Source organism: Streptomyces sp. NPDC055013 (genome assembly GCF_053608645.1).
The window spans coordinates 1-22,324 of record NZ_JBSGVW010000065.1 but is presented as its reverse complement, the minus strand read 5'-3'; the positions used below and the strand labels follow the sequence as shown (position 1 = coordinate 22,324).

Annotated in this window: 22 protein-coding genes and 1 pseudogene; 14 read left to right on the top strand and 9 right to left on the bottom strand. The window is 69.5% G+C overall.

Going from position 1 to position 22,324, the window contains the following annotated elements; genetic code table 11:
- Nucleotides 1-398: 398 nt before the first annotated feature.
- The gene (locus tag ACWGDB_RS40925; RefSeq protein ID WP_383607230.1) at nucleotides 399-1,397 is read right to left on the bottom strand and encodes an inorganic phosphate transporter; all 999 of its coding nucleotides are present in this window, start codon (nucleotides 1,395-1,397) and stop codon (nucleotides 399-401) included.
- 9 nt (nucleotides 1,398-1,406) lie between these two features.
- Nucleotides 1,407-2,027 carry a DUF47 domain-containing protein gene (locus ACWGDB_RS40920; RefSeq protein WP_362388253.1) on the bottom strand — a complete coding sequence of 207 codons (621 nt, stop codon included), beginning with the start codon at nucleotides 2,025-2,027 and terminating at the stop codon, nucleotides 1,407-1,409.
- 238 nt (nucleotides 2,028-2,265) lie between these two features.
- Between ACWGDB_RS40920 and ACWGDB_RS40915 the strand changes: the two genes are divergently transcribed.
- The gene (locus ACWGDB_RS40915) at nucleotides 2,266-2,631 is read left to right on the top strand and encodes a metal-sensitive transcriptional regulator (protein ID WP_328880732.1); all 366 of its coding nucleotides are present in this window, start codon (nucleotides 2,266-2,268) and stop codon (nucleotides 2,629-2,631) included.
- 23 nt (nucleotides 2,632-2,654) lie between these two features.
- Here the strand turns inward: ACWGDB_RS40915 and ACWGDB_RS40910 are convergent, their stop codons facing one another.
- Both ACWGDB_RS40910 and ACWGDB_RS40905 read right to left on the bottom strand, forming a co-directional pair.
- Nucleotides 2,655-2,831, bottom strand: coding sequence for a hypothetical protein (locus ACWGDB_RS40910; protein WP_453827132.1), 177 nt, complete (start codon nucleotides 2,829-2,831; stop codon nucleotides 2,655-2,657).
- A 110-nt stretch (nucleotides 2,832-2,941) separates the two neighbouring features.
- Nucleotides 2,942-3,784: a hypothetical protein gene (locus tag ACWGDB_RS40905; protein ID WP_453827131.1), complete on the bottom strand. Its 843-nt coding sequence runs from the start codon at nucleotides 3,782-3,784 to the stop codon at nucleotides 2,942-2,944.
- Nucleotides 3,785-4,532: 748 nt separating this feature from the next.
- Here ACWGDB_RS40905 and ACWGDB_RS40900 point away from each other — a divergent pair.
- Nucleotides 4,533-6,125, top strand: a complete 1,593-nt coding sequence (locus ACWGDB_RS40900) for an FAD-binding oxidoreductase (protein ID WP_453827130.1) — start codon at nucleotides 4,533-4,535, stop codon at nucleotides 6,123-6,125.
- Between the two features lie 45 nt (nucleotides 6,126-6,170).
- Here the strand turns inward: ACWGDB_RS40900 and ACWGDB_RS40895 are convergent, their stop codons facing one another.
- Together ACWGDB_RS40895 and ACWGDB_RS40890 are read right to left on the bottom strand one after the other, a co-directional pair.
- Nucleotides 6,171-6,881 (bottom strand): phosphatase PAP2 family protein, encoded by a 711-nt coding sequence (locus ACWGDB_RS40895; RefSeq protein ID WP_453827129.1) that lies wholly within the window; start codon nucleotides 6,879-6,881, stop codon nucleotides 6,171-6,173.
- 197 nt (nucleotides 6,882-7,078) lie between these two features.
- Complete coding sequence (locus ACWGDB_RS40890) at nucleotides 7,079-8,086, bottom strand: C40 family peptidase (protein ID WP_383607236.1); 1,008 nt, start codon at nucleotides 8,084-8,086, stop codon at nucleotides 7,079-7,081.
- Between the two features lie 170 nt (nucleotides 8,087-8,256).
- On the opposite strand from ACWGDB_RS40890, the gene ACWGDB_RS40885 reads away from it, so the two are divergent.
- A complete protein-coding gene (locus tag ACWGDB_RS40885) occupies nucleotides 8,257-8,604 on the top strand; it encodes a DUF1330 domain-containing protein (RefSeq protein WP_453827128.1) in 348 nt (115 codons plus the stop codon).
- A 49-nt stretch (nucleotides 8,605-8,653) separates the two neighbouring features.
- Here ACWGDB_RS40885 and ACWGDB_RS40880 read toward each other — a convergent pair whose 3' ends face one another.
- The gene (locus ACWGDB_RS40880) at nucleotides 8,654-9,412 is read right to left on the bottom strand and encodes a PIG-L family deacetylase (protein WP_453827127.1); all 759 of its coding nucleotides are present in this window, start codon (nucleotides 9,410-9,412) and stop codon (nucleotides 8,654-8,656) included.
- Between the two features lie 129 nt (nucleotides 9,413-9,541).
- Between ACWGDB_RS40880 and ACWGDB_RS40875 the strand changes: the two genes are divergently transcribed.
- Nucleotides 9,542-9,958, top strand: coding sequence for a hypothetical protein (locus tag ACWGDB_RS40875; RefSeq protein WP_453827126.1), 417 nt, complete (start codon nucleotides 9,542-9,544; stop codon nucleotides 9,956-9,958).
- A gap of 27 nt (nucleotides 9,959-9,985) precedes the next feature.
- Here ACWGDB_RS40875 and ACWGDB_RS40870 read toward each other — a convergent pair whose 3' ends face one another.
- On the bottom strand, nucleotides 9,986-10,918 hold the full coding sequence (locus ACWGDB_RS40870; protein WP_453827125.1) for an oxidoreductase: 933 nt from the start codon (nucleotides 10,916-10,918) through the stop codon (nucleotides 9,986-9,988).
- 90 nt (nucleotides 10,919-11,008) lie between these two features.
- On the opposite strand from ACWGDB_RS40870, the gene ACWGDB_RS40865 reads away from it, so the two are divergent.
- The 8 genes and pseudogenes from ACWGDB_RS40865 (at nucleotide 11,009) to ACWGDB_RS40830 (ending at nucleotide 19,604) form a co-directional block, all read left to right on the top strand.
- Nucleotides 11,009-11,611 (top strand): TetR/AcrR family transcriptional regulator, encoded by a 603-nt coding sequence (locus ACWGDB_RS40865; protein ID WP_453827124.1) that lies wholly within the window; start codon nucleotides 11,009-11,011, stop codon nucleotides 11,609-11,611.
- A 234-nt stretch (nucleotides 11,612-11,845) separates the two neighbouring features.
- Nucleotides 11,846-11,968, top strand: a pseudogene (locus tag ACWGDB_RS40860) (MarR family winged helix-turn-helix transcriptional regulator); the annotation flags it as partial.
- Between the two features lie 363 nt (nucleotides 11,969-12,331).
- On the top strand, nucleotides 12,332-12,640 hold the full coding sequence (locus ACWGDB_RS40855) for a hypothetical protein (RefSeq protein ID WP_003991275.1): 309 nt from the start codon (nucleotides 12,332-12,334) through the stop codon (nucleotides 12,638-12,640).
- A gap of 224 nt (nucleotides 12,641-12,864) precedes the next feature.
- Nucleotides 12,865-13,695 (top strand): hypothetical protein, encoded by an 831-nt coding sequence (locus ACWGDB_RS40850; RefSeq protein ID WP_453827123.1) that lies wholly within the window; start codon nucleotides 12,865-12,867, stop codon nucleotides 13,693-13,695.
- Complete coding sequence (locus tag ACWGDB_RS40845; protein ID WP_453827122.1) at nucleotides 13,685-15,016, top strand: hypothetical protein; 1,332 nt, start codon at nucleotides 13,685-13,687, stop codon at nucleotides 15,014-15,016. The genes ACWGDB_RS40850 and ACWGDB_RS40845 overlap by 11 nt, the downstream gene beginning before the upstream one ends.
- Nucleotides 15,013-16,569 (top strand): SCO6880 family protein, encoded by a 1,557-nt coding sequence (locus tag ACWGDB_RS40840; protein ID WP_453827121.1) that lies wholly within the window; start codon nucleotides 15,013-15,015, stop codon nucleotides 16,567-16,569. The genes ACWGDB_RS40845 and ACWGDB_RS40840 overlap by 4 nt, the downstream gene beginning before the upstream one ends.
- Nucleotides 16,570-16,575: 6 nt before the next feature.
- Nucleotides 16,576-17,991, top strand: a complete 1,416-nt coding sequence (locus tag ACWGDB_RS40835; protein WP_453827120.1) for an ATP-binding protein — start codon at nucleotides 16,576-16,578, stop codon at nucleotides 17,989-17,991.
- A gap of 8 nt (nucleotides 17,992-17,999) precedes the next feature.
- Nucleotides 18,000-19,604 carry a type IV secretory system conjugative DNA transfer family protein gene (locus ACWGDB_RS40830; RefSeq protein ID WP_453827119.1) on the top strand — a complete coding sequence of 535 codons (1,605 nt, stop codon included), beginning with the start codon at nucleotides 18,000-18,002 and terminating at the stop codon, nucleotides 19,602-19,604.
- A 42-nt stretch (nucleotides 19,605-19,646) separates the two neighbouring features.
- Here the strand turns inward: ACWGDB_RS40830 and ACWGDB_RS40825 are convergent, their stop codons facing one another.
- Entirely contained in the window at nucleotides 19,647-20,210 is a 564-nt protein-coding gene (locus tag ACWGDB_RS40825) for a GNAT family N-acetyltransferase (RefSeq protein WP_453827118.1), read from the bottom strand.
- Between the two features lie 86 nt (nucleotides 20,211-20,296).
- Between ACWGDB_RS40825 and ACWGDB_RS40820 the strand changes: the two genes are divergently transcribed.
- Both ACWGDB_RS40820 and ACWGDB_RS40815 read left to right on the top strand, forming a co-directional pair.
- A complete protein-coding gene (locus tag ACWGDB_RS40820; RefSeq protein WP_453827117.1) occupies nucleotides 20,297-21,547 on the top strand; it encodes a sensor histidine kinase in 1,251 nt (416 codons plus the stop codon).
- Nucleotides 21,544-22,224: a response regulator gene (locus tag ACWGDB_RS40815; protein ID WP_453827116.1), complete on the top strand. Its 681-nt coding sequence runs from the start codon at nucleotides 21,544-21,546 to the stop codon at nucleotides 22,222-22,224. The genes ACWGDB_RS40820 and ACWGDB_RS40815 overlap by 4 nt, the downstream gene beginning before the upstream one ends.
- Nucleotides 22,225-22,324: the final 100 nt, after the last annotated feature.

Below are 22,324 nucleotides of genomic sequence, written 5' to 3'. Positions count from 1 at the left end.
CTCGGACCGGCGGTTGGGGTTGGGCAGGGTGGTTTTCGTTTCTTGACGCCGGCCACTGCGGGCGGACACCCCCCGGCACGTCCCCTTGCCGCCGTACGCGGGTGCGGCGCCGTGGGGGTACGCGCCTTCTTCTGCGCCGGTCGCGCCAATCCGGACCGTCCGGCGGTTGAAGAGGAGGGCTGCGCCATCCTTGGCCGCCACCCACCCGCAGGGGGTTACGCACCGTGCGACGGCACTTCTCAGCTCCGGTCCAGGCATTTCAGCCCGTCCGGCGTTTGAGGACGAGGCCGTTCAGGCCGATGGGGGTCCAGGGGGCGCAGCCCCCTGGCGGGGTCGAAGGGGCGGAGCCCCTGGAGGTGGGACGGGTAGGGGCGGCGGGGGCGAAAGGAACCCGGCGCCTACAGGAACGCCAGGTTCACGATCCCGAACGCGCCCGCCGCAACCAGCGCCGCCGCGGGCATCGTGATGAACCACCCGAGCACGATGTTCTTGGCCACACCCCACCGCACGGCATTCACCCGCTTCGTCGCCCCGACACCCATGATCGCCGAGGTGATGACGTGCGTCGTGGAAATCGGCGCCTTGAACAGGAACGCCGTGGTGAACATGATCGACGCCCCCGTCGTCTCCGCGGCAAACCCCTGCGGCGGATCAAGCTCAATGATCTTGCGCCCGAGCGTCCGCATGATCCGCCATCCACCCGCATACGTCCCGAGCGACAGCATCACCGCACAAACGATCTTCACCCACACCGGAATCGGATCGCCGTAATCCTCGACATCGGCGATGACCAGCGCCATCACCACGATGCCCATCGTCTTCTGCGCATCCTGCAGACCATGCCCGAGCGCCATCCCGGCGGCAGAAACGGTCTGCGCTATCCGGAACCCCCGCTTGGCCTTGTGCGGATTCGCCCGCCGGAAGATCCACATGATCGCCGTCATCACGAGATAGCCCGCGCACAGCCCGACAATGGGCGACACGAACATCGGGATGACGACCTTCTCCAGCACCCCGCTCCAGTACACCGTCGTACCGCCGGCCAGCGCCGCCCCCACCATGCCGCCGAACAGCGCGTGCGAGGAGGAGGACGGCAGGCCGTAGTACCAGGTGATCAGGTTCCAGGTGATCGCGCCCACCAACGCCGCGAAGAGGATCCCCATCCCCTTCGAGCCTTCCGGCGTCTGGATCAGCCCCTCACTGACGGTCTTGGCGACGCCGGACCCGAGGAAGGCACCGCCGAGATTCATCACCGCGGCCATCGCCAGCGCGGCCCGAGGCGTCAGGGCCCGCGTCGACACGGACGTGGCGATGGCGTTCGCCGAGTCGTGGAAGCCGTTGGTGTACGTGAAGAAGAGCGCGACCGCGATGGTCACGACCAGAGCGAAGGTGTCCATGTGAGGGTCTCAGGACTCCTTGACGGCGATGGTCTCCACCGTGTTCGCCACGTGCTCGAAGGCGTCCGCCGCTTCCTCCAGGACATCCACGATCTGCTTGAGCTTGAGGACCTCGATCGCGTCGTACTTGCCGTTGAAGAGGTGGGCGAGGAGCTTGCGGTGTATCTGGTCGGCCTGGTTCTCGAGGCGGTTGACCTCGATCCAGTACTCCGTGAGGTTGTCCATGGTCCGCAGGTTCGGCATGGCCTCGGCCGTGAGCTCAGCGGCCCGCGCCAGCACCTCGATCTGCTGCTCGACGCCCTTGGGCAGTTCCTCGACGTTATAGAGGACGACCAGGTCGACGGCCTCCTCCATGAAGTCCATGATGTCGTCGAGGCACGACGCGAGCTTGTAGATGTCCTCGCGGTCGAACGGCGTGATGAACGAGGAGTTCAACTGGTGGAAGATCGCGTGTGTGGCGTCGTCACCTGCGTGTTCCGCGGCCCTCATACGCTCTGCGATCTCGGCCCGGCCGGCGGTGTCCGCCCCGAGCAGTTCCATCAGGAGTTTCGAGCCCGTGACGATGTTGTCCGCGGATGCGGCAAACATGTCATAGAAGCTCGTCTCCCGGGGGGTCAGACGAAATCGCACGTGGGGTCCTCAAGAAGCATCGGTTTCGGTCAGGCTGATGCTAGGCGCATCATCCGGCCACGGCTAATGGGCCGTCCTCCAGTGTCGCCCATCAGGCACAGTGGTCGGCACGGGGGCTGCCCAGTGGTCCAGTCCAGCGGCCGAATCACGGCGTCGGCCACAGGGCCCTATACCCAGCAAAGTTCGATACGATATACCCAGTAGGGGTATGTGACGCGGTTTATGTCTGGAGGACGCGATGACGACCACCGAGGCCGGCGCGGGTGCACCCTCCGCCGCTGATCAGGCCACCACCGAGATCGTGACGGACCACGACCGGGGCATCCACGGCTACCACAAGCAGAAGGACGAGCACCTCAAGCGCCTGCGCCGTATCGAGGGCCAGATCCGTGGCCTGCAGCGCATGGTCGACGAGGACGTCTACTGCATCGACATACTCACGCAGGTGTCCGCCTCGACCAAGGCCCTGCAGTCCTTCGCCCTCCAGCTCCTGGAGGAACACCTGCGCCACTGCGTCGCCGACGCGGCCCTCAAGGGCGGTACGGAGATCGACGCCAAGGTGGAGGAGGCCACAAAGGCGATCGGCCGACTGCTGCGGACGTGAGGGACGCCTCACCCACCGGCACCTCACCCACCGTCGACGTCGCGCTCCTCGGCGACTCGCAGCACCTCGTCGATGTCCTCCAGGCTGAGCCGGTCCTCACGAGCGGCCGAGGCCGCGATGATCAGCTCTCCGCACAACTCGATCTCGGCGAGGGCCACGTAGTCCTGAACTGCCGTACCGCCGACCGGAGCCACGTGCATCACCTCTTCTCTGCCGTTACCGACTTCCTAGAGTAGGGAGCGGCCTACACACCGCGCATGGCACGGACGGGCTAGTTCTTGACGCCTGTCACGTACACCTGCGGCTGCCCTCACTCCTCGGCGATCTTGCCCGCATAGATGTCGTCACCGTCCGGCAGCCGTACGTCGACGGGGGCCCCGAAGTCGTACAGCAAGGTCGTCGAGGCCACGGCGACGGCGCTCTGCTGCTGCCCGTTGACGAAGCTGAACCGGTGCCGCACCTTGCGGATCCGCCCCTCGTCATCGAGATAGACGTCGAACGGTACCTCGTCCGTGGCGAACCCTTTCGCCGCCGCCGCCAGGGACTCCGCGTTCCCGTCGGAGGCCTCCCGCGCGGCAACCCGCAGGTCAGCCGTCCCCCGGTAGTGCCGCACCGCCGTCCCCGCGACCTCTTCCTCACCCACATACGTCGCCGTCCGAGCCCCGCGCAGCACCTCCGCCGCCGCGTACGGATCGGTCGCCCCACCGGTGACGAGGTTCCCGTCGGACAGCGACCGCGTCTCGACGCGCACCCATTTGTCGGCGGGCACACCGGCACCGCGGTTCTTCATGAACAGCGCCCCGGGAGCGAGCAGCTCCACGATCGGCCGCTGCGCCGGGGCACCGGCGGGGTCCTGCGGCAGCAGCACCTTCAGCCGCCCCACCTGCCGGCGGAAGTCGTACACGCCTTCACCCCGGATGGTGACCCGCGTGCCACCGGTGGCCATCTCCATGGACGTGCGGGCCTTGGAGGACCGGGCCCCGGCCAGCGCATCGGCCGCGCGCCGCACGACCTTCACGGCGTCCCCGTGCCGCGAGTCGTCGACCGCGGCCCCGCTCTGCGCCACGCACCCGCTGCCCGCGAGGCAGACACACAGGACCCCTGCCGCAACGCCCGCCCCACGCCTCTGCCTGTGCTGCTGCCGCTCCGTCATCGCCTGCCTACCCCCAGCCGGTACGTCCGTCACGGGCCCCCTTCGTTCCGGATAACGACGGGTAGGTGCCCCCGTCACGCACGCGGGAGGCGTTGCGCCTACTTGCCTTGGGTAACGTTGCCGCCGTGGCGCAGAAGGACGAACCAACGTCTCCCCCCATCCCCGACGACCCCTCGAACCACCGCACGACAACAGTGGAGAAGGGCCACTTCTGCACAGCCCACTGCACCTGCGGCTGGCGCGGCCCCGCGAGACGGGCCCGCAGCCTGGCCCGGGCGGATGCGGAGGGGCATGTGAGGGGTTGAGGGCGCGGCGTATTTCCAGCCCGTCCGACGTTCGAGGACGAGCCCCGCTCCGGCATTCCAGCCCATCCGGCCTTCGAGGACGAGCCCCGCTCCGGCATTCCAGCCCATCCGACGTTCGAGGACGAGCCCCGCTCCGGCATTCCAGCCCATCCGACGTTCGAGGACGAGCCCCGCTCCGGCATTCCAGCCCATCCGGCCTTCGAGGACGAGGCCCGCTCAGGCATTTCAGCCCGTCCGGCGTTTGAGGACGAGGCCCGTTCAGGGCCGAAGCGGGGTCTGGGGCGGCAGCCCCAGTGGGGTCGAAGGGGCGGAGCCCCTGGTGACGGGACGGGTAGGGGCGGCGGGGGCGAGAAAACACCCGACCACCACCCAGGTCATCTCCCACCCCATGGAACCCCACCCGCCACCACCCCGTCTCGTTCCACGAACCCCCAGGAGGCGACATGGAACGGCGCACCTTCATCGGCGGCACGGCAGCAGCCGCAACCGCCCTGACGGCAACGGCGTGCAACAGCAGCTCGGGCACCGGCGCCGGCACCGGCACCGGCACCGGCGCAACCACGAGCAGCACGGGCACCGGCACCCGCACCCGCACCCAAACCACCGCCACCAGCAAATCCGCCGCCGCCAACTGGACCGCCCTCGCCCAAGACCTGGACGGCCCCCTCATACGCCCCGGCGACGCCTCCTGGAAGTCCGCCCACCAGCTCTACAACACCCGCTTCGACACCCTGAAGCCCGCCGCAGTCGCCTACGTCTCCCACCCCGACGACATCCGCACCACCCTCGCCTACGCCCGAGCCCACAACCTCCACGTCGCCATACGCAACGGCGGCCACTCCTACGGCGGTTGGTCCTCCGGCAACAACCGCCTGATTCTCGACGTCTCCAAGCTCAACCGCATCCGCGCCACCGGCAACACCGCAGTGGTCGGCGCCGGTTCCAAGCTCATCGACGTCTACCGGGCCCTCGCCGCCAAGGGCGTCACGATCCCCGCCGGTTCCTGCCCCACCGTCGGCGTCTCCGGCCTCACGCTCGGCGGCGGCCACGGCGTCACGTCACGCGCCTACGGCCTGACCTGTGACAGCCTCACCCAGGCCACCCTGATAACCGCCGACGGCAAGCAACTCACCGCCGACGCCACCACCAACAAGGACCTCTTCTGGGCCCTGCGCGGCGCCGGCAACGGCAACTTCGGCGTGGTGACGGAACTTCACTTCAAGACGCACCCCGCCCCCCAGGCCGTAACGGCATACATGACCTGGCCCTGGTCGAAGGCGACCGCGCTGATCAAGGCCTGGCAGGAGTGGGGCCCGACCCAGCCGGACGAGATCTGGTCGTCCCTGCACATCGCGAACCACGCCGGCGGCACCCCCACCATCTCCGTCGCCGCGTTCTCCCTGGGCACGTACCGCGAACTCCAGAACGCGGTGGACCGCCTCGCCGACCGCCCCGGCGGCCCCGGCCCCGCGAGGAGCGTCTCGCTCAAGCGCCGCTCGTACGAGGAGTCGATGGACCTGTACGCGGGCTGCTCGTCCTTCTCCACGGACGCGCAGTGTCACCTCCCCGGCTCCACTCCGGGTCGTTCCCCGCAGGGAAAGCTGGGCCGGGAGACGTACGCGGCGAAGTCGGACTTCTTCGACCGTTCGCTCTCCGCGGCGGGCATCCAGACGCTGCTGAAGCAGGTGCAGTCGGTGCGCGGCGGCGCCGGCAGCATCGCCTTCACGGCCCTCGGCGGAGCCGTCAACCGCGTCTCCCCCACCGCGACGGCCTTCGTGCACCGCCGCTCCCGCATGCTGGCCCAGTACCTCGCCTCCTGGCGCGCCGGCACGGCGGGCACCGCGGCTCAGGCCTGGCTGACCACGGCCCACGACGCCATGCGCCCCCACGCCTCGGGCGCCGCCTACCAGAACTACTCCGACCCGACCTTGAGGAACTGGCGCAAGGCCTACTACGGCGACGCGGCAACCCGCCTGACCAAGCTGAAGAAGCAGTACGACCCGCAGGGCTTCTTCACATACCCACAGGCGCTTTAACCCTGCGGCCGGGGCCAGGACAAGTGCCGGGCGGGGCAGTCGCGGCTAGGCCGCAAGGTCCCGCTCCTCCGCACCCGCCGTCTCCTTCCGAGCACCCGGAATCACCGCTTCCCGCTCGCCTGCCCGGGACTGCCCCCGAGCCTTGATCAGCCGGCCACCCCTCGGCGACCGTTCGACGGCGGACATCACGGGTGTCAGCAGGGCCATGGCCAGGGGTGACAGCAGGAGGGCGACGGCGGTGCCGAGGGCGAAGCCGCCGATGACGTCGGTCGGGTAGTGCACGCCCATGTAGACCCGGCAGAACCCCTCGAGGAGAGCGAGGCCGATCCCGGCAAGGCCGAACTTCCGGTTGGCGACGAACAGCCCGACTCCCAGGGCCATGGCGATCGTCGCGTGGTCGCTCACGAAGGAGTAGTCGGTCTTGCCGCTCACCAGGACCTCGAGCCCCTGGTGATCACGGAACGGCCGGGGCCGCTCGACGAACCCCCGTATGGGCACGTTCACCAGGACCGCGATCCCGGCAGCCAGCGGCGCCCACACGAGCGCGGCGACGGACGAGGCGGCGTCCTCGTCGCCACGGCGCCGCACCGACCACCAGCACCACACCACGAGCAGCACCATGGCGAGCACCAGCCCGTACTCACCGACGTACTCCATGACCCGGTCGAACCAGCGCGGCGCATCCTTGGCCAGGCCATTGATGTCGAAGAGCAGGTCGACGTCGGGGTTCGACCCGGATTCTGCGAGTCCAGCCATGATGCTGCGGCCCCTTCGTCGTCTCTCCGGCGCATCGTGCGTACGCCGCTCCGCCCACCCCCGTGGTGGTGGATCCGGCTACGACAACAGGAACGCACGGCCCCTGTTGATACGTTCCACCCTCCACTGAATGATCACGCAGACGTTATCGAAGAGAGACCCATCGCCGCAGCTCAGGGGGTGGGTTCACGCTCCGTCTACACCGTCGTGGGCAGCGCTTTCGCGCCATCTTCCGTCACCCGGGTCGCCCCGAAGTAGTCCGGGGTGTCGATCGGGTCGAACCGGATCACAGCACCCGTTCTCGGCGCGTCGATCATGTACCCGCCACCGACATAAATACCCACATGCCGGATGGCCCGGGAGTTGGTGAGGTCGTCCGAGAAGAACACCAGATCTCCCGGCAGCAGTTCCTCCCTGGCCGGATGCGGCCCCGCGTTCCACTGGTCGTTGGCGACGCGCGGCAGCGTTATCCCGACACTCTCGTACGCGGCCTTCGTCAGCCCCGAGCAGTCGAACCGCCCGTTGTCCTCGGCGGTACCGTCACCACCCCAGAGGTAGAGCGTGCCGAGCTTCTTCTGGGCGTAGTAGATGGCGCCGGCGGCCTGCTTGCTGGGATCGACACGGCTGACGGGCGCGGCGAAGCTCTGCTGCAGCGTCGTGATCGTCTTGACGTAGTTCTGGGTCTCCTTGTACGGCGGCACACCCTTGTACTTGATGACCGCGTACGCCCCCGCGTTGTAGGACGCGAGCATGTTCTTCGTCGGATCGCCGGGTACGTCCTTCACGTACGAGGCGAGCTTGCAGTCGTACGACGCGGCCGACGGAATCGCGTCATTCGGATCCCAGACGTCGCGGTCGCCGTCGCCGTCGCCGTCCATGCCGTGCGTGGCCCAGGTCCCGGGAATGAACTGCGCGATGCCCTGTGCCGCGGCCGGGCTCTGCGCCTTCGGGTTGAACCCGCTCTCCTGGTACAGCTGGGCGGCGAGCAGCGCCGGGTTGATGGCGGGGCACAGGTTGCCCCACTTCTGCACGAGCGCCGAGTAGGCGGCCGGCACGGCCCCCTTGGCCAGCGCTTTGGACGCTCCGCCCACTCCGCCGGCGAGGTTCCCGGCGACGATGTAGACCCCGACGACGAGCAGCATCACGAAGCTGAGCCCCGCCGCGAGTGCGGCGCCCGCCACGATCCATGCCTTACGCACCGTCAACCGCCCCTCGCCCACCGGGATTCCGCCCGCGCCAGTCTATGAGCTTCCCACCGGGAATCCGCGGCAACCGAGGCAGCCATGACCGGCATTACCTGAGCGGTAATCGATCCCCGGCAAGCCCGCGTGCCAGCATCGACACCAGAGGGAGCCCGAAAGAACGGAAGGACACCATGCCCGCCTACGCCATTGCTCACCTGCAGGAAGCCGCCCCGCACCCGGAGATCGCGGAGTACATCGAGCGCCTCCCGGCCACCTTCGAACCGTACGGCGGCCGCTTCCTCGTCCACGGCACCCAGCACGAGGTGAAGGAGGGCAACTGGCCCGGACACGTCGTGATGATCGGCTTCCCGGGGATCACCGAGGCGCGGTCCTGGTGGGACTCGCCGGCCTACCGCGAGATCGCACCTCTGCGCTCCCGGCACATCGAGGGCGACATCATCCTGGTCGAGGGCGTCCCCGACAACTACGACCCGAAGGCCACCGCGCGGACCATCCGGGACGCGGTGTCCGCGAAGTAGCGTTCAGCGCTGCCGGCTTGCCGGTGGGCGCGTCGACGGGGGGGGCCGGTCAGGCGGTCGGTTCCGTCCGGCGCGACGCGCGGGAGACCGGATCCTGCCGGATGTACCACTCGGTCGCCAGAATCCGCTCGCGTACAACCGCCGGAAAGCCGGCGAGCAACCCGGGTACCGCCCCTCGCTCCACCTCGGTGCGATGCGCCAGTACGGCCGCCCACTTCCGGTCCAGCCAGGGGCGCACGTCGACGGTCGCGGTGATCCGCTCGTCCGGCACGGTGTTCATCCCTTTGCCGGCGCGGGCCAGTTCCGCCAGGGCGGGGAGCGCCGAGTGCGGATGGGTGGCCAGGTAGAGGGCGCTCGGCTGCCAGGGGGCGCCGGCGTCCGGATGGAGTCGTCCGAGGCCGGCCTCCTGGACCGCGAGCGTGGTCACGCGGTGGGTGTGCACATGGTCGGGGTGCCCGGTCAGGCCGCCGTACGCGTCGTGGGTGAGCACGATCCGCGGCCGGAACTGCCGTATGTGAGCGACCAGCCGCCCCACCGACTCGTCGAGCGGCACATCGCACAGCCGCGGACGGCCGGGGGCGGAGTGCGGCGCCCCGGCGTCGGCGTAGCCGAGCATCCGCGGCTCACCCGCACCGAGAATCCGCAGCGCCTCGGCGAGTTCGGCGCCGCGCTGCGTGTCCGGGGTCCAGGTCGCCGTCACGACGGCCGTGCGGGCACCGGCGGCCGCGTGCCGGGCGAGGACTCCGCCCGCGAACAGGGCCTCGTCGTCCGGGTGCCCGAACACCCCGAGCAGGCTCGGCAACGACATCGTGCGACCACCTCCGCGAACGGCCTACCCCTGAGTACGCATACTCAGGCACAAGGTCATCCGGCAAGGCAGGCTGGACCCCGAACGAGCAACTGACCTAGTCCGCACGCGACTTCAAGGGGAACGATCGTGAGACGAACCAGCCGTGCCCTGCCCGTGACAGCCCTCGTGGCCTGTGCGCTGACCGGCGTGGCGGCGGGCCCTGCCGCCGCATCCACCGATGTCCTGCTGCCCCATCCGGGGCCGGAAGGGCTGCTGTGGGTGGAGGAGCAGACAGGGGACGGCGGAGCCGTGTCCGGCGGCGCGTGGGAGAGGTTGCCGACCGTGCTCACGGTGGCGTGCGAGGGCGGCGGCGATGTGCGGGTGACGATGCGGCAGGAGACGGAGACCGCCGCGTTCTCGGTCGACTGTCCCGCCGGGGAGGCCGGGGTGGGCTCCGTGACCATGGATCCCGGCGTGGTCCGCCCCGGGTCCTTCGTGATCGCTGTCGACGCCTCGGCGGACGACATCCGCTGGGCTCTGACGGTGACGCAGCCGGAGTCCTGACCCAGCCGGGGGGGGCGGCGGAGCGCCCTATCGCTCGGCCGCCACCCGGTCCAACGCCCCCAACGGCGAGCTCACGCCCGTCAGTTCCTCCGACACCGTCCACAACCGCCGCGCCACCTCCGCGTCACTGGCCGCCCTCGTCCGCCCGACCAGCGTCGGCGCACCCCGCATCTCGCCCAGCCCGTCGGGACCCACGTAGCTCGCACCGGGGAGGTCCTGGGTCGCGGCGTACAGCGTCGGCAGCGCGCCCGCCTTGTCGTCCTGCGCGAAGACCCTGTTGCCGATCCTCATGAACGCCCGCATCAGCGGACTCCCCGCGTGGCTCTGCAGATTCGTGGCGGCATAGCCGGGGTGGGCGGCCAGGGCGCGGACCGGGGAGCCGGACTCCGTCAGGCGGCGCTGGAGTTCCAGCGTGAACAGGAGGTTCGCCAGCTTGGACTGGGCGTACGCGCGATTCGGGTCGTAGCCGGACGCCCAATTCAGGTCCTCGAAGCGGATCCTCGCGCCGAACCACCGATGGGCACCGGACGACAGCGTCACGACCCGGTCGGTGACGTACGGCAGCAGCAGGTTCGTCAGCGCGAAGTGGCCCAGGTGGTTGGTGCCGAACTGCATCTCGAAGCCGTCCGCCGTCCGCTGCTGCGGCAGCATCATCACGCCGGCGTTGTTGATCAGCAGATCCAGCGGCCGCCCCTGCCACGCATCGGCGAACTCCCGCACGGACGCCAGGTCCGCCAGGTCCAGGCGCCGCACCTCGGTACTGCCGGTCACGGTCGCGGCCGCGGCCCGGCCCCGATCGAGGTCCCGTACGGCGAACACGACGTGCGCGCCGGATCGGGCCAGCGCATCTGCCGCGGTGAGGCCGATGCCGCTGTTGGCGCCGGTGACGACGGCCGTGCGGCCGCCCAGGTCAGGGAGGCTGGTCGCGTCCCACGTCTTCTTCTTCGTTTTGTCAGCCATACCAACGAATGTAGGCGTCGCCAACAATGCTGTCAATGACAACAATGGTGACGCCGCCAACAAAGATGGCACCGACAACATCAAGCTACGATGGTGCGCATGCCCGAGAGCCGCCCCTACCACCACGGAGACCTGCGCGCCGCCCTGCTCGCCGCAGCCGAACGCACCCTGCGCGAGAAGGGCGTCGGCGCCCTCTCGCTCCGCGAACTGGCCCGCGAGGTCGGCGTCAGTCACGCCGCCCCCGGCCGGCACTTCAAGGACAAGCAGGCCCTGCTCAACGCCCTGGCGCTGGCCGGCTACGAGCGGCTCGGCCGGGCCCTGGGGGCGGCCGACGACCCGGCACTCCCGCTGGAGCCCCGCCTGACCGCCCTCGCCCGGACCTACCTCGGCTTCGCCATCGACAACGCCGAGCTGCTGGAGCTGATGTACGCCCGCAAGCACGAGCCGGGCGCCTCGGAGCAGATGGCCGCCGCGGTCGAGCAGACAATCGGCAGCCTCGAACGGGTCCTCGCGGACGCCCAGCAGCGAGGCGAGATCATCGAGGGCGCTCCGGAGGAACTCAACCTCGTCACGGGCGCCGCCCTCCACGGCATGGCTGCCTTCATCGCCGGCGGCATGCTGACCCCCGAGGTGGCCCTGGCCGGCGTCGACAGCCTGGTCCACCACTTGCTGCACGGCCTCAGGCCCCGCTGAGGGCCACTCAAGAACCTGCGCTGCAAGCCCTGAAGGGGCGCGGGGCCGGATCGATATCCGGCTTCGCCTCAGGGGCGCGCCCCACCACGACGGGCCCGCACATCGTCGCCCATCACCCGCACCCCTACGGCGCTACCGCCCCAGGCCCCGCTCAGCCGCCGAAGGCCCCCTTCAGCACGCTCACCGCCTGCCCGATCGCCGCCCCCGCGGCCCGCGTCCCCCGCAGCGCGTTCAGCCCCACCGCTCGAGCGCCTCGAAGCGGGCGGCCTGCTGCGCCGCGAACGCCGTCCGGACGACGAACGCTCGGTCGCCAAACAGCTCCTCCGACTGATCACCGCGAACGTCGCCGAGAACTGACCGCCCGTCACCATGCCTGGCAGGCACGGGCGGCCGTGGCACCCTGCCTGGGGATGTTCCCGCATCGGCGATAACCTTCACCCGCAGGACACCGGCACGACCCCCTCACCCGACCACCCGTCAGAAGCGGCACCCGGCGTGAAGAGGGCTAACGACGGAACCACACGACAGGTTCCGCTCAGGCCTCGTTGCCCGGCGTGACCTGCCGTGATACACAGAGTGACCGTACGAGGTTTTCGTACGAATCCCGCCCATCGATGACGCCAAGTCGACATACGACAGCGCCATTGTCGGCGAGAATGAGACCTGACCTCTGCGCATCGCAGGGGACTGCGGAACTACCCAACTGGGGCGGTGACTTACATGCTGTTTGCGGCCGATAAGGGCGATATCAACACCATCATCGGCGGGATCGCTCCGGACTGGGGCCCCTTCGGCAGCCTGGGCAACGAGGCGAAGGTGATGATCGAGGTCGTGATGGCGGTGGCCATCCTGCTCTGCCTCGGCATCGCCATCTGGGGGGCGGCCAAACAGCGCATCGGCGCGACCGCACTGCGCGATACGTTCAGCGCCGAACAGGGCAAAGGTCTCATCATCGCCGGGCTGACGGGCGTCTTCATCATCGGCTCACTGGGCACGCTGTTCACGATCGTGTACGGCATGGCCGTTTAGCCGCCTCAGTCGCGCCCACTGCCCGAACCGCTCCTTCCCCTCCCTCTCCTCCGTCCGCTCCGGGCACGCCCGGTCCCCCTCGTCCCCCACCCACCCGTCGTGCCCACCGGCTGAGGTTGCGTTTCCCTGATGTCGAGTCACCACACCGCGCCCATGCGGGAACCAGCACGGCTACCGTCGTACTCCAACGTGTTGTTGTCCGACGTCGAGGGGGCGTACGCGGCATGAGTCTCGGAGACGAGCGGGAGCCTTCCGGTGGATACGGAGGCACGGGTCAGACCCGTACGCGCCTGCCCGAAAGCGGTGGTGACGCGTACGGGGGCGCGCGGCGGGGCGGCCGTTCCTCGTCCCGGAGCCTGGTCACCGTGGTCGGCGTGGTCGTCCTCCTCATCGCCGCAATCGCCTTCGCGAACCGTGGAGGCGACGACTCCGGTTCCTCGAACGGGGAAGAAAACCAGCCGAAATCCTCAACGACGGCAGCCACGGGGACGCGACCGGTGGACGGCAAGGCGGCGGGGATTCCTGGGGGGTTCGCGCAGGATGAGCAGGGGGCGCAGAGCGCGGCAGCCAACTATGCGGTGACGCTGGGTTCAACTGGCATGTTCAACGTGGAGAGTCGGCACACCATCGTCGACACGATCTACACGCCGACGGCGGCTGCCAAGCTCCAGGACGCGATGGATCAGGCATACTCAGCGAACTTCCTGAGCAAGCTCGGCCTGGATGCGAACGGCAACGCCCCGGAGGGCAGCACCTTCGTATCGCGCACCGTGCCTGTGGGCACCACGGTCGATCAGTACAGCCAGAGCAGCGCCAAGGTCTCCGTCTGGTACACCGGCCTCATCGGTATGTCGGGCCAGGGCTCGACCGATCCGGTCAGTTCGACGTGGAAGACCTGGACCTTCGACCTGCAGTGGGTCAGCGGCGATTGGAAGATCACCGCAGACACCCAGAAGGACGGCCCAGCCCCCGTGCCCGGTGACGACAGAGCTGCCAGCTCCGACGAGATCAGCAAGGCCATCGAGGAGTACGGAGGGTTCACGTATGCCCGATAACCCGCGTCGCGTACTCAAGTTCACGGCCTTGGTGGCCGCCGCACAGGCCGGTGCCGTACTGCTGGCAACCCGCGCTTACGCGGCCCCCACCCCCACACCCACGCCGTCCCCGAGCGACAACCCCTGCGACCTGCTCATCGGCCCCGCCAAGCAGTACTGCGAAGAAGACAACGGCACCGGAGGCGGAGGCGGCGGATCCAGGTCCCTCACCGATCCCACCTCCACCCTCGACCCCCTCTCCTCCCTCGCCAAGGGCTGCGCCGAAGCCGCCGCCTGGACCGTCGACAAGCTCAGCGAGGCCGTGAAGGAGACCGCGAACGTCGACTTCACGAACACGAAGTTCCTCCAGCAGTACGCCGTCGTCTTCGCGGCGTCCACGATCCTCACCCTGCTCCTGTGGCTGCTGGCCGTGGCCAAGCGAGCCGTCCGCGGCGTACCTCTCAGCACCGCCATCTCCGAGGCGATCGGCTTCCTCTGGCTGACGGTCCTGGCGTCCGCGTTCACGCCGCTGATCCTCTACACGGTCGTATCGGCCACGGACGGCATCACGGACGTCCTCGCGAAAACGACCGGCGATCAGACGGACACCTTCTTCGGCACCTTCTCCGGCGCCCTGGAGAAGGGCGAGGACATCGGCGGCGGCCCGATCATGCTGATCGTGGTGTCCCTGGTCTCCATCCTCGCCGCCGGCGTCCTGTGGCTGGAGCTGGTCATCCGCGCCGCCCTGCTCTACGTCGGCGCCCTCCTCGGCACCGTCGTCTACGCCGGCCTGGTCGACAAGAACCTGTGGGGCCACGTCCGCCGCTGGGCGGGCATCATGATCGCCGTCATCCTCGTGAAGCCGGTCATCGTCATAGTGCTCGGCCTGGCCGGCGCGCTCTCCGCCGACGACGGCCCTAACGCCTTCTCGGCCGTGGTCTCCGGACTGGCGATCATCCTGCTCGCCATCTTCGCGAGCGCGATGATCTACCGCTTCGTCCCCGGCTTCGGCGACGAGCTCGCCGGCTCCCGCAACAACCGCCTCATGCGCGGCGCCGAAAGCAAGGCCGCCGCGGTCATCAGCTCCCCGGCGACCCTCGTCGCCCAGGGCATCAAGACGCACAGTTCCCGCGCGGACAACAAGGGCGGCGGGGGCCAGTCCAGCTCCTCCGCACGCCCCTCCAACCCCGCCTCCGGCGGCGTCGCCGCGCACAGTTCGCGCTCCTCGAACGGCGGCGGATCTGTCCCCTCCGCCGCACCCGCACCCCGCTCGAGCAGCCCAGTGAACACCCCTCACGCCAGCAACACCCGCAGCAATCGTTCAGGAGGTGACGGGCGTTGACGACCGAGTCCCATGTGTCCCATCCGGTCACGCCCCGCCGTACATATCTGATCGGCCGCGCCCGGCCGAACGCGATCGTCGGCCGCAACCGCGAGACCGGCGAGATCGCGCTGATCATCGGGGGCGCGTTCCTCGGCATGATGTGCGGACTCCTCGTCCCCGTCCTGTCCCTGCGCATCGTGCTGCTGATGGGCTTCCCCCTGCTCGCGCTCGGGGCGGTCTACGTGCCGTACAAGCACCGGACCATCTACAAGTGGTTCGAGATCAACCGCAGCTTCAAGCGCACCCTGCGCCAGGGCACCACCTACCGCTCCGGGGCCGTCGAGGCCGGCACCGGTCTCGACGGGCGCGAGGTCGAGGTCGGCCCGCCGCCCGGGATCGGCCGCATCACCTGGCTGGCCGCCCCCTTCGGGCCCGACGAGATCGCCGTGCTCCTGCACGCCGACCGCCGGACGGTCACGGCCGCGATCGAGATCGAGGGGCCCGGCGTCGGCCTGCGCGACTCCGAGGACCAGGAAGCCCTCGTCGACCGCTTCGGCACCCTCCTCAAGCACGTGGCCAACGGCGACGGCTTCGTCACCCGGCTGCAGATGCTCGCCCGCACCCTGCCCGCCGACCCGGACGCCCACGCCAAGGACGTGGCCGTACGCGGCGACGAGCGGGCCCCCGGATGGCTGCAGCAGTCGTACGACCAGCTCCAGTCGATGGTGTCGACGAGCAGCGAGCAGCACCGTGCGTACCTCGTCGCCTGCATGCACTTCACACGCGACCTGGCCGCCGAGGCCCAGGCGATGGCCCGCGCGGCCCGCCCGCACGGCGGCAAGGTCGACCGTGACTCCGGTCTGGCAGTCGTCATGGCACGCGAGCTGACCGACATCTGCTCGCGCCTCCAGGAGGCCGACATCCGCGTACGCCAGCCCCTCGGGCAAGGGCGTCTGGCCTCGCTCATCCACTCCATGTACGACCCGGACCACCCGATCGACCACATCCAGGCGATGACGAAACGTAATGCCTGGCCGGCCGAACTGGACGCCATGGAACCGACGTTCCTGCAGGCGAAGACCCGGGAGTCCTCCACGCGCGCGCCCTGGTGCCACGCCACGGCCTGGGTGAAGGAGTGGCCGATGACCCCGGTGGGCGTCAACTTCCTGGCCCCGCTGCTCGTCCACACCCCGGACGTCATCCGTACGGTCGCCGTGACGATGGACCTCGAACCCACCGAGGTCGCCATCGAACGCATGCTCACCGAGAAGACCAACGACGAGGCGGAGGCCAGCCGCGCCGCCAAGATGAACCGCACCGTCGACCCGCGCGACATCGCCGCCCACAACCGCCTCGACCAGCGAGGCGAAGACCTCGCGAGCGGCGCGGCCGGCGTCAACCTGGTCGGCTACATCACCGTCTCCTCCCGGTCCCCCGAGTCCCTGGCCCGGGACAAGAGGACCATCCGGGCGTCGGCCGGAAAGTCGTATCTGAAGCTGGAGTGGTGCGACCGCGAGCACCACCGGGCATTCGTCAACACACTCCCCTTCGCCACCGGCATTCGGAGGTAGGACCTGATGCGGGACCCGCTGTCCGTCCTCACCGACGCCTTCACGTCCTTCCTCTTCGGGAAGGTCGAGACGACGCGGCTGCCGGTGCGCACGTCGACGGGCCAGGCCCAGGCGGTCTACCTCCCGACCGCCGCCCCCGGCCTCGGCGACTCGGGCGTCATCATCGGCCGCGAGGTCTACTCCGGAAAGGGCTACATCTACGACCCCTTCCAGCTCTACGGCCAGCAGCTCCCCGCCCCCCACTGGCTGGTCCTCGGCGAGTCCGGCAACGGCAAGTCGGCGCTGGAGAAGACGTACGTCCTGCGCCAGCTGCGTTTCCGCGACCGTCAGGTCGTCGTCCTCGACGCCCAGGGCGAGGACGGCGTCGGCGAGTGGAACCTCATCGCGCAGGAGCTGGGGATAACCCCCATCCGTCTGGATCCGACGGCCGCCCTGGACATGGGCATCCGCCTCAACCCGCTCGACCCCTCGATCACGACGACGGGCCAGCTGGCCCTGCTCCGCACGATCATCGAGGTCGCGATGGGCCACGGCCTCGACGAGCGCTCCGGCTTCGCGCTGAAGGTCGCGCACGCGTACGTCAACGAGACCATCCTCGATCGCCAGCCGGTCCTCACCGACATCGTCGAGCAGCTACGGCACCCCGAGCCGGAGTCGGCGGAGGCGATGAACGTCGCCATAGACGACGTACGCGCGTGGGGCCTGGACGTCGCCCTGGTCCTGGACCGGCTCGTCGACGGTGACCTGAGGGGCATGTTCGACGGCCCCACGACGGTCGGCATCGACCTCGACGCGCCGCTCATTGTGTTCGATTTGTCCCACATCGATCGCAACTCGATCGCCATGCCGATCCTGATGGCGATCGTCGGCGTTTGGCTGGAGCACACCTGGATCCGCCCCGACCGGAAGAAGCGCATCTTCCTGGTCGAGGAGGCCTGGCACATCATCAACAGCCCATTCGTGGCCCAGCTCTTCCAGCGTCTGCTGAAGTTCGGCCGGCGGCTGGGTCTTTCCTTCGTGGCCGTCGTCCACCACCTGTCCGACGTCGTCGACGGCGCGGCGGCGAAGGAGGCCGCCGCGATCCTGAAGATGGCGTCGACCAGGACGATCTACGCCCAGAAGGCGGACGAGGCGAGGGCGACGGGCCGCGTACTGGGCCTGCCGCGCTGGGCGGTGGAGATCATTCCCAGCCTCACCCCGGGCATCGCGGTGTGGGACGTCAACGGCAACGTCCAAGTGGTCAAGCACCTGATCACCGAGACCGAACGCCCACTGGTCTTCACCGACCGCGCGATGACCGAGTCGTCCACCGACCGCGACCGGACCGACGACGCCCTGCGCGCCGCCGAGCTGGAGGCGGAGGAACGGGCCGCGGCCTTCGTGGAGCAACACCTTGGCGACTCCGAATCGACGGTGGCGTAGGGGGCAGCGTGAGACCGGACGACCGCCGGGAACACCGGTACACCCGGGACAGTGGAGGCAGTCAGGGAGGCATCCCCGACGGCCTGCTGATCGGCCTGCTCGCCTTCCTCCTGGGCATGACGCTGCTGGTCTGGACGGCGACGGGCCTCGCGGGCCTGTTCGCGCACGGCTCCTGGCCCGCCGGCGTCACCTTCGCCCGCACGCCTCTGGCCATGCGCTCCCTGGTCGCCCAGCCCCACGACATCCCGGGCGCATGGCCGGAGACGCCGGACGGCCGGCTGTCGGGGTACGGCCTGTTCTGGGGGCTGTTCATCGGGCAGTTGATGGTCCTGGTCGTACTGACCGTGTTCGTGCTGGGGACGGTGGCACGGTGGCGGGCGGTCAGGGCGGGGCGGCGCGCGGACAAGGCACAGGCTGCCGAGCGGACAGCCGGGGCGGAGAAGACGGACAGCGCGGTACAGCCCGGCCTCTCATCGGCCCCTGAGCCCGCTCCAGCACCGGTACACGGCGACGTGCCGGCGCCGCGGACGGAAGCGGAGCCGATGGCGGCGATGCCCATGACGGCAGCGACGACAGCAGCGGCCACGACAGCGGCGTCAGCAGCCGCCTCGGAGACAGCGGTACGCAGCGAAAGGCCGGCGCCCGACGCCGGACCCCACACCGCGCTGCTCACCGAACGGGTGGGCACGTGGGAAAAGATCCACGTAGCCCCGAGGGAGAGCCGCCAAGCCACCGCAACCCAGGCAGTACGCGACGCGGAAGGCCCCGCCCTCGTCGTCACGTCGAACCCCGCGGTCTGGCAGGACTCGAAGGACGCCCGAGCGAAACTCGGCCCGATCCTCCTCTACGACCCCACCCACCTCTGCGACACCCCGGCCCGCCTCCACTGGTCCCCCACAACGGGCTGCGAGGACAAGCAGACCGCGGTCTCACGAGCGGCGGCACTCCTGACCCCGGTCCGCCCCAGCTCCCGCCTCGACCAGGCGGTCAGCGACACCGCCGAAACGCTACTGCGCAGCTACCTGCACGCCGCGGCCATCGACGGCCGCACCATCCGCCACGTCCACCGCTGGTCCCAGGGCACCCAGATCCAGGACGCCGTACGCATCCTGCGCACGAACCAGAAGGCGGCCCCGGGCGCGGCAGGCGAACTCGAAGCGGCCCTCACCGCCCACCCCGAACGGCGGGACATGGCCCAGGAGTTGACGACGAGGGCGCTCTCCGCCCTCTCCACGGTCAACATCCGGGAGTCCTGCACTCCAAACCGAACTGATGCCCTCACCTTGGATTCCTTCGTCCACGAAGGGGGCACGCTTTATGTGGTGGGTGAATCCATCGAGGACCCCCGAGCCAACCCCGGCGCCATGCCACTCCTGACGGCCCTTGCCGCAAGCGTGGTCGAGCGCGGCCGGCGCATGGCCGAACGGTCATCCTCCGGTCGCCTCGACCCACCAATGACGCTCGTCCTGGACGACGTCGCCGCCGTGGCTCCACTTCCCCAGCTTCCGGAGCTGCTGGCCACCGGAGCGGACCGGGGCATGCCGACCCTGGCCCTGCTCCGGTCCCGGGAACAGGCACGCTCCCGCTGGCCCCACGACGAACTCCCGGCGTAGCCGAACAGCCGCCACAGGCAAACCGATCACCGAACCCGGCCCCTACGGCCGCCCGATGACGAACTCCCACTCGACCTCCGCCGCCCCCTCACCCAGCGGCACGGTCACCCCACTCGGCTCGAACCCGACCTTCCGGTAGAACCGCTGCGCCCGCCCGTTCTCCTCGTGCACGATGAGCCGCACCCGCTCCGCGCCCCGCGACCACGCCCACTCCAGGCCGGCGTCGAAGAGCACGTCGGTCAGCCCGCTCCCGCGCTCCTCGGGCCGCACGAACACGGCGACGACATGCCCCTGCTTCTGCTCCACAGCAAAGCCGGCCCAGTCGGTCGTCCCCGGCTCCTCGACCAGCACGGTCAACGTCCCGACCCAGACACCGTCCGGCCCTTCGGCGATGATCTGCTGCGCCCCGTCGGCCCCCTCGCAGGCCCCTGCGGCCCGCTCCTGCCAGAAGGAGTCGGGCCGGGCAACGGCCTGCTCGTACGTCTCCAGAAACGCGAGCGGCGCGACAGGATCCTGCAGCGCGACAAGCCGCAACTCCTTGGCGGCGGGCCACTCGTCGGCACGGATGGACCGGATGACGTAGGCCCCGGGGTTCGTGGTGCTCATGGTCGCCACCGTAGTACCCGGGTACGACATCGCTCATCCGGATTCCTGCCCAGGGCCCTGTGCCGGCCATCACCGAACCCCGCAGGATGGACCACGTGACGCACGAGCGAGCGACGACGGAGCCCCTCACCCAGCACATCCAGCGCATCAGCCGACGCGTACGTGCCTTCGACGGACGCCATCCGCTCGTCTGGGACCTGCACCTCACCGGCTTCTGGGTGCTGGCCGCGCTGATCGACTACTACGGCGACGGCTGGCTCAACGTGGCCCGCGACCGCGACAACCCCGGCTGGCTGGTCCTCACCCTGAGCCTCGGCCTGTCCGTCCCTCTCCTCCTGCGACGCACCCACCCCCGCGCCGTACTCCTGGCCATAGCCCCGTTCGCCCTGGTCAACGCCTGGACCGGCATCGCCCTCCAAGCGGTCCTGCTCCAGCTGCTCGTCGTCTTCCACATCGCCCTGCGCCGCCCTCCCCGCAACCTCTGGTGGGCGACGGCCCTGATCACCGCACCCATCGCCGTGATGGCGGCCCGTCACCCGCAGGGAACCCCGGACAAGGACATCGTCCCGGTACTGATGTCGATCGCCGTCGCGGTAGCCATCGGCATCACGGTCCGCACCCGCCGCGACCACACCGAGGCCCTCGAGGACCGCGCCCGCCGCCTGGAGATCGAACGCGACCAGCAGGCCCAGCTCGCCGCCGCAGCCGAACGGGCCCGTATCGCCCGCGAGATGCACGACATCATCGGCCACAACCTCTCCGTCATCACCGGCCTGGCCGACGGCGGCCAGTACGCGGCCGCCAAGTCCCCCGAACGCGCCACCCAGGCCCTCCACGCCATAGGCACCACCAGCCGCCAGGCCCTGGCCGAACTACGCCGCCTCCTCGACGTCCTACGCGACGACGAACACCCCCGAGCACCCCACCCGGAGCTGACCCCCCAACCCACCCTCACCGACCTGACCCAACTCCTCGACGGCGTACGCGCCGCAGGCCTCCCCGTCCAGACCACCACCCACGGCACCCCCAGCCTCCCCCCGGGCCGCCAACTCACCGTCTACCGCGTCATCCAGGAGGCCCTCACCAACACCCTCAAACACGGCGGCCCCCACACGACCGCGCACATCGACCTCTCGTACGAGGAGAAGGGCGCCGTCACCGCGACCGTGACCGACACCGGCGCCGGCGGGCCGGCCGAACCCACCGGCGGCCGCGGTCTGCCCGGAATGCGCGAGCGAACGGCCCTGTACGGCGGCACACTTGAGGCCGGCCCACGCCCGCACCCCGAGCAGGGCTGGCGCGTCCACCTGCATCTCCCGGAGGAAACCCCGCAGTGACCACCGTCCTCATAGCCGACGACCAGCCCCTCCAGCGCTTCGGCTTCCGAATGCTCCTCGAAAGCCAGGACGACATGACGGTGGTGGGCGAAGCCGCCAACGGCAGCGAGGCGATCCGCATGACAGCGGAACTACACCCCGACGTGATCCTCATGGACGTCCGCATGCCCGGCCTGGACGGCATCGAGGCCACCCGCCGCATCACCACCACCGGCGACCGCACCAGAGTGCTGATCCTCACGACCTTCGACCTCGACGAGTACGCCTACGCCGGCCTCCGCGCAGGCGCCTCCGGCTTCCTCGTCAAGGACGCCCAGCCGGAGGAACTCCTCTCCGGTATCCGCGCAGTCGCCACCGGCGACGCCGTGGTCGCCCCCAGCCTGACCCGACGCCTCCTCGACGCGTACGCCCATCACCTACCGACGCAAGGCCACGCCAACGGCCAGGAACCGTCGCCGCTGGACCACCCACGCCTCTCTCCCCTCACCGACCGTGAACGCGAGATCCTTTCCGTGATCGGCAAGGGCTGGACCAACACGGAGATAGCCACCCGCCTCCACCTCGCCGAGTCCACGGTAAAGACCCACGTGGGCCGCATCCTCGCGAAGACCGGCTCACGCGATCGAATTCAGGCGGTGATTCTGGCGTACGACACGGGACTGGTGCAGCCGTCCTGAGCCAGAAACGCAGAAAGGCCCACACCATAAGGTGTGGGCCTTTCTCACAATTTGTTCGGCGGCGTCCTACTCTCCCACAGGGTCCCCCCTGCAGTACCAT

What these genes read in the sequence shown, in the direction of transcription:
- ACWGDB_RS40925 (WP_383607230.1), bottom strand. Translation starts at nt 1,397, where the DNA reads ATGGACACCTTCGCTCTGGTCGTGACCATCGCGGTCGCGCTCTTCTTC.
- ACWGDB_RS40915 (WP_328880732.1), top strand. Translation starts at nt 2,266, where the DNA reads ATGACGACCACCGAGGCCGGCGCGGGTGCACCCTCCGCCGCTGATCAG.
- ACWGDB_RS40910 (WP_453827132.1), bottom strand. Translation starts at nt 2,831, where the DNA reads ATGCACGTGGCTCCGGTCGGCGGTACGGCAGTTCAGGACTACGTGGCC.
- ACWGDB_RS40905 (WP_453827131.1), bottom strand. Translation starts at nt 3,784, where the DNA reads ATGACGGAGCGGCAGCAGCACAGGCAGAGGCGTGGGGCGGGCGTTGCG.
- ACWGDB_RS40900 (WP_453827130.1), top strand. Translation starts at nt 4,533, where the DNA reads ATGGAACGGCGCACCTTCATCGGCGGCACGGCAGCAGCCGCAACCGCC.
- ACWGDB_RS40895 (WP_453827129.1), bottom strand. Translation starts at nt 6,881, where the DNA reads ATGGCTGGACTCGCAGAATCCGGGTCGAACCCCGACGTCGACCTGCTC.
- ACWGDB_RS40885 (WP_453827128.1), top strand. Translation starts at nt 8,257, where the DNA reads ATGCCCGCCTACGCCATTGCTCACCTGCAGGAAGCCGCCCCGCACCCG.
- ACWGDB_RS40880 (WP_453827127.1), bottom strand. Translation starts at nt 9,412, where the DNA reads ATGTCGTTGCCGAGCCTGCTCGGGGTGTTCGGGCACCCGGACGACGAG.
- ACWGDB_RS40870 (WP_453827125.1), bottom strand. Translation starts at nt 10,918, where the DNA reads ATGGCTGACAAAACGAAGAAGAAGACGTGGGACGCGACCAGCCTCCCT.
- ACWGDB_RS40865 (WP_453827124.1), top strand. Translation starts at nt 11,009, where the DNA reads ATGGTGCGCATGCCCGAGAGCCGCCCCTACCACCACGGAGACCTGCGC.
- ACWGDB_RS40855 (WP_003991275.1), top strand. Translation starts at nt 12,332, where the DNA reads ATGCTGTTTGCGGCCGATAAGGGCGATATCAACACCATCATCGGCGGG.
- ACWGDB_RS40850 (WP_453827123.1), top strand. Translation starts at nt 12,865, where the DNA reads ATGAGTCTCGGAGACGAGCGGGAGCCTTCCGGTGGATACGGAGGCACG.
- ACWGDB_RS40845 (WP_453827122.1), top strand. Translation starts at nt 13,685, where the DNA reads ATGCCCGATAACCCGCGTCGCGTACTCAAGTTCACGGCCTTGGTGGCC.
- ACWGDB_RS40835 (WP_453827120.1), top strand. Translation starts at nt 16,576, where the DNA reads ATGCGGGACCCGCTGTCCGTCCTCACCGACGCCTTCACGTCCTTCCTC.
- ACWGDB_RS40825 (WP_453827118.1), bottom strand. Translation starts at nt 20,210, where the DNA reads ATGAGCACCACGAACCCCGGGGCCTACGTCATCCGGTCCATCCGTGCC.
- ACWGDB_RS40820 (WP_453827117.1), top strand. Translation starts at nt 20,297, where the DNA reads ATGGACCACGTGACGCACGAGCGAGCGACGACGGAGCCCCTCACCCAG.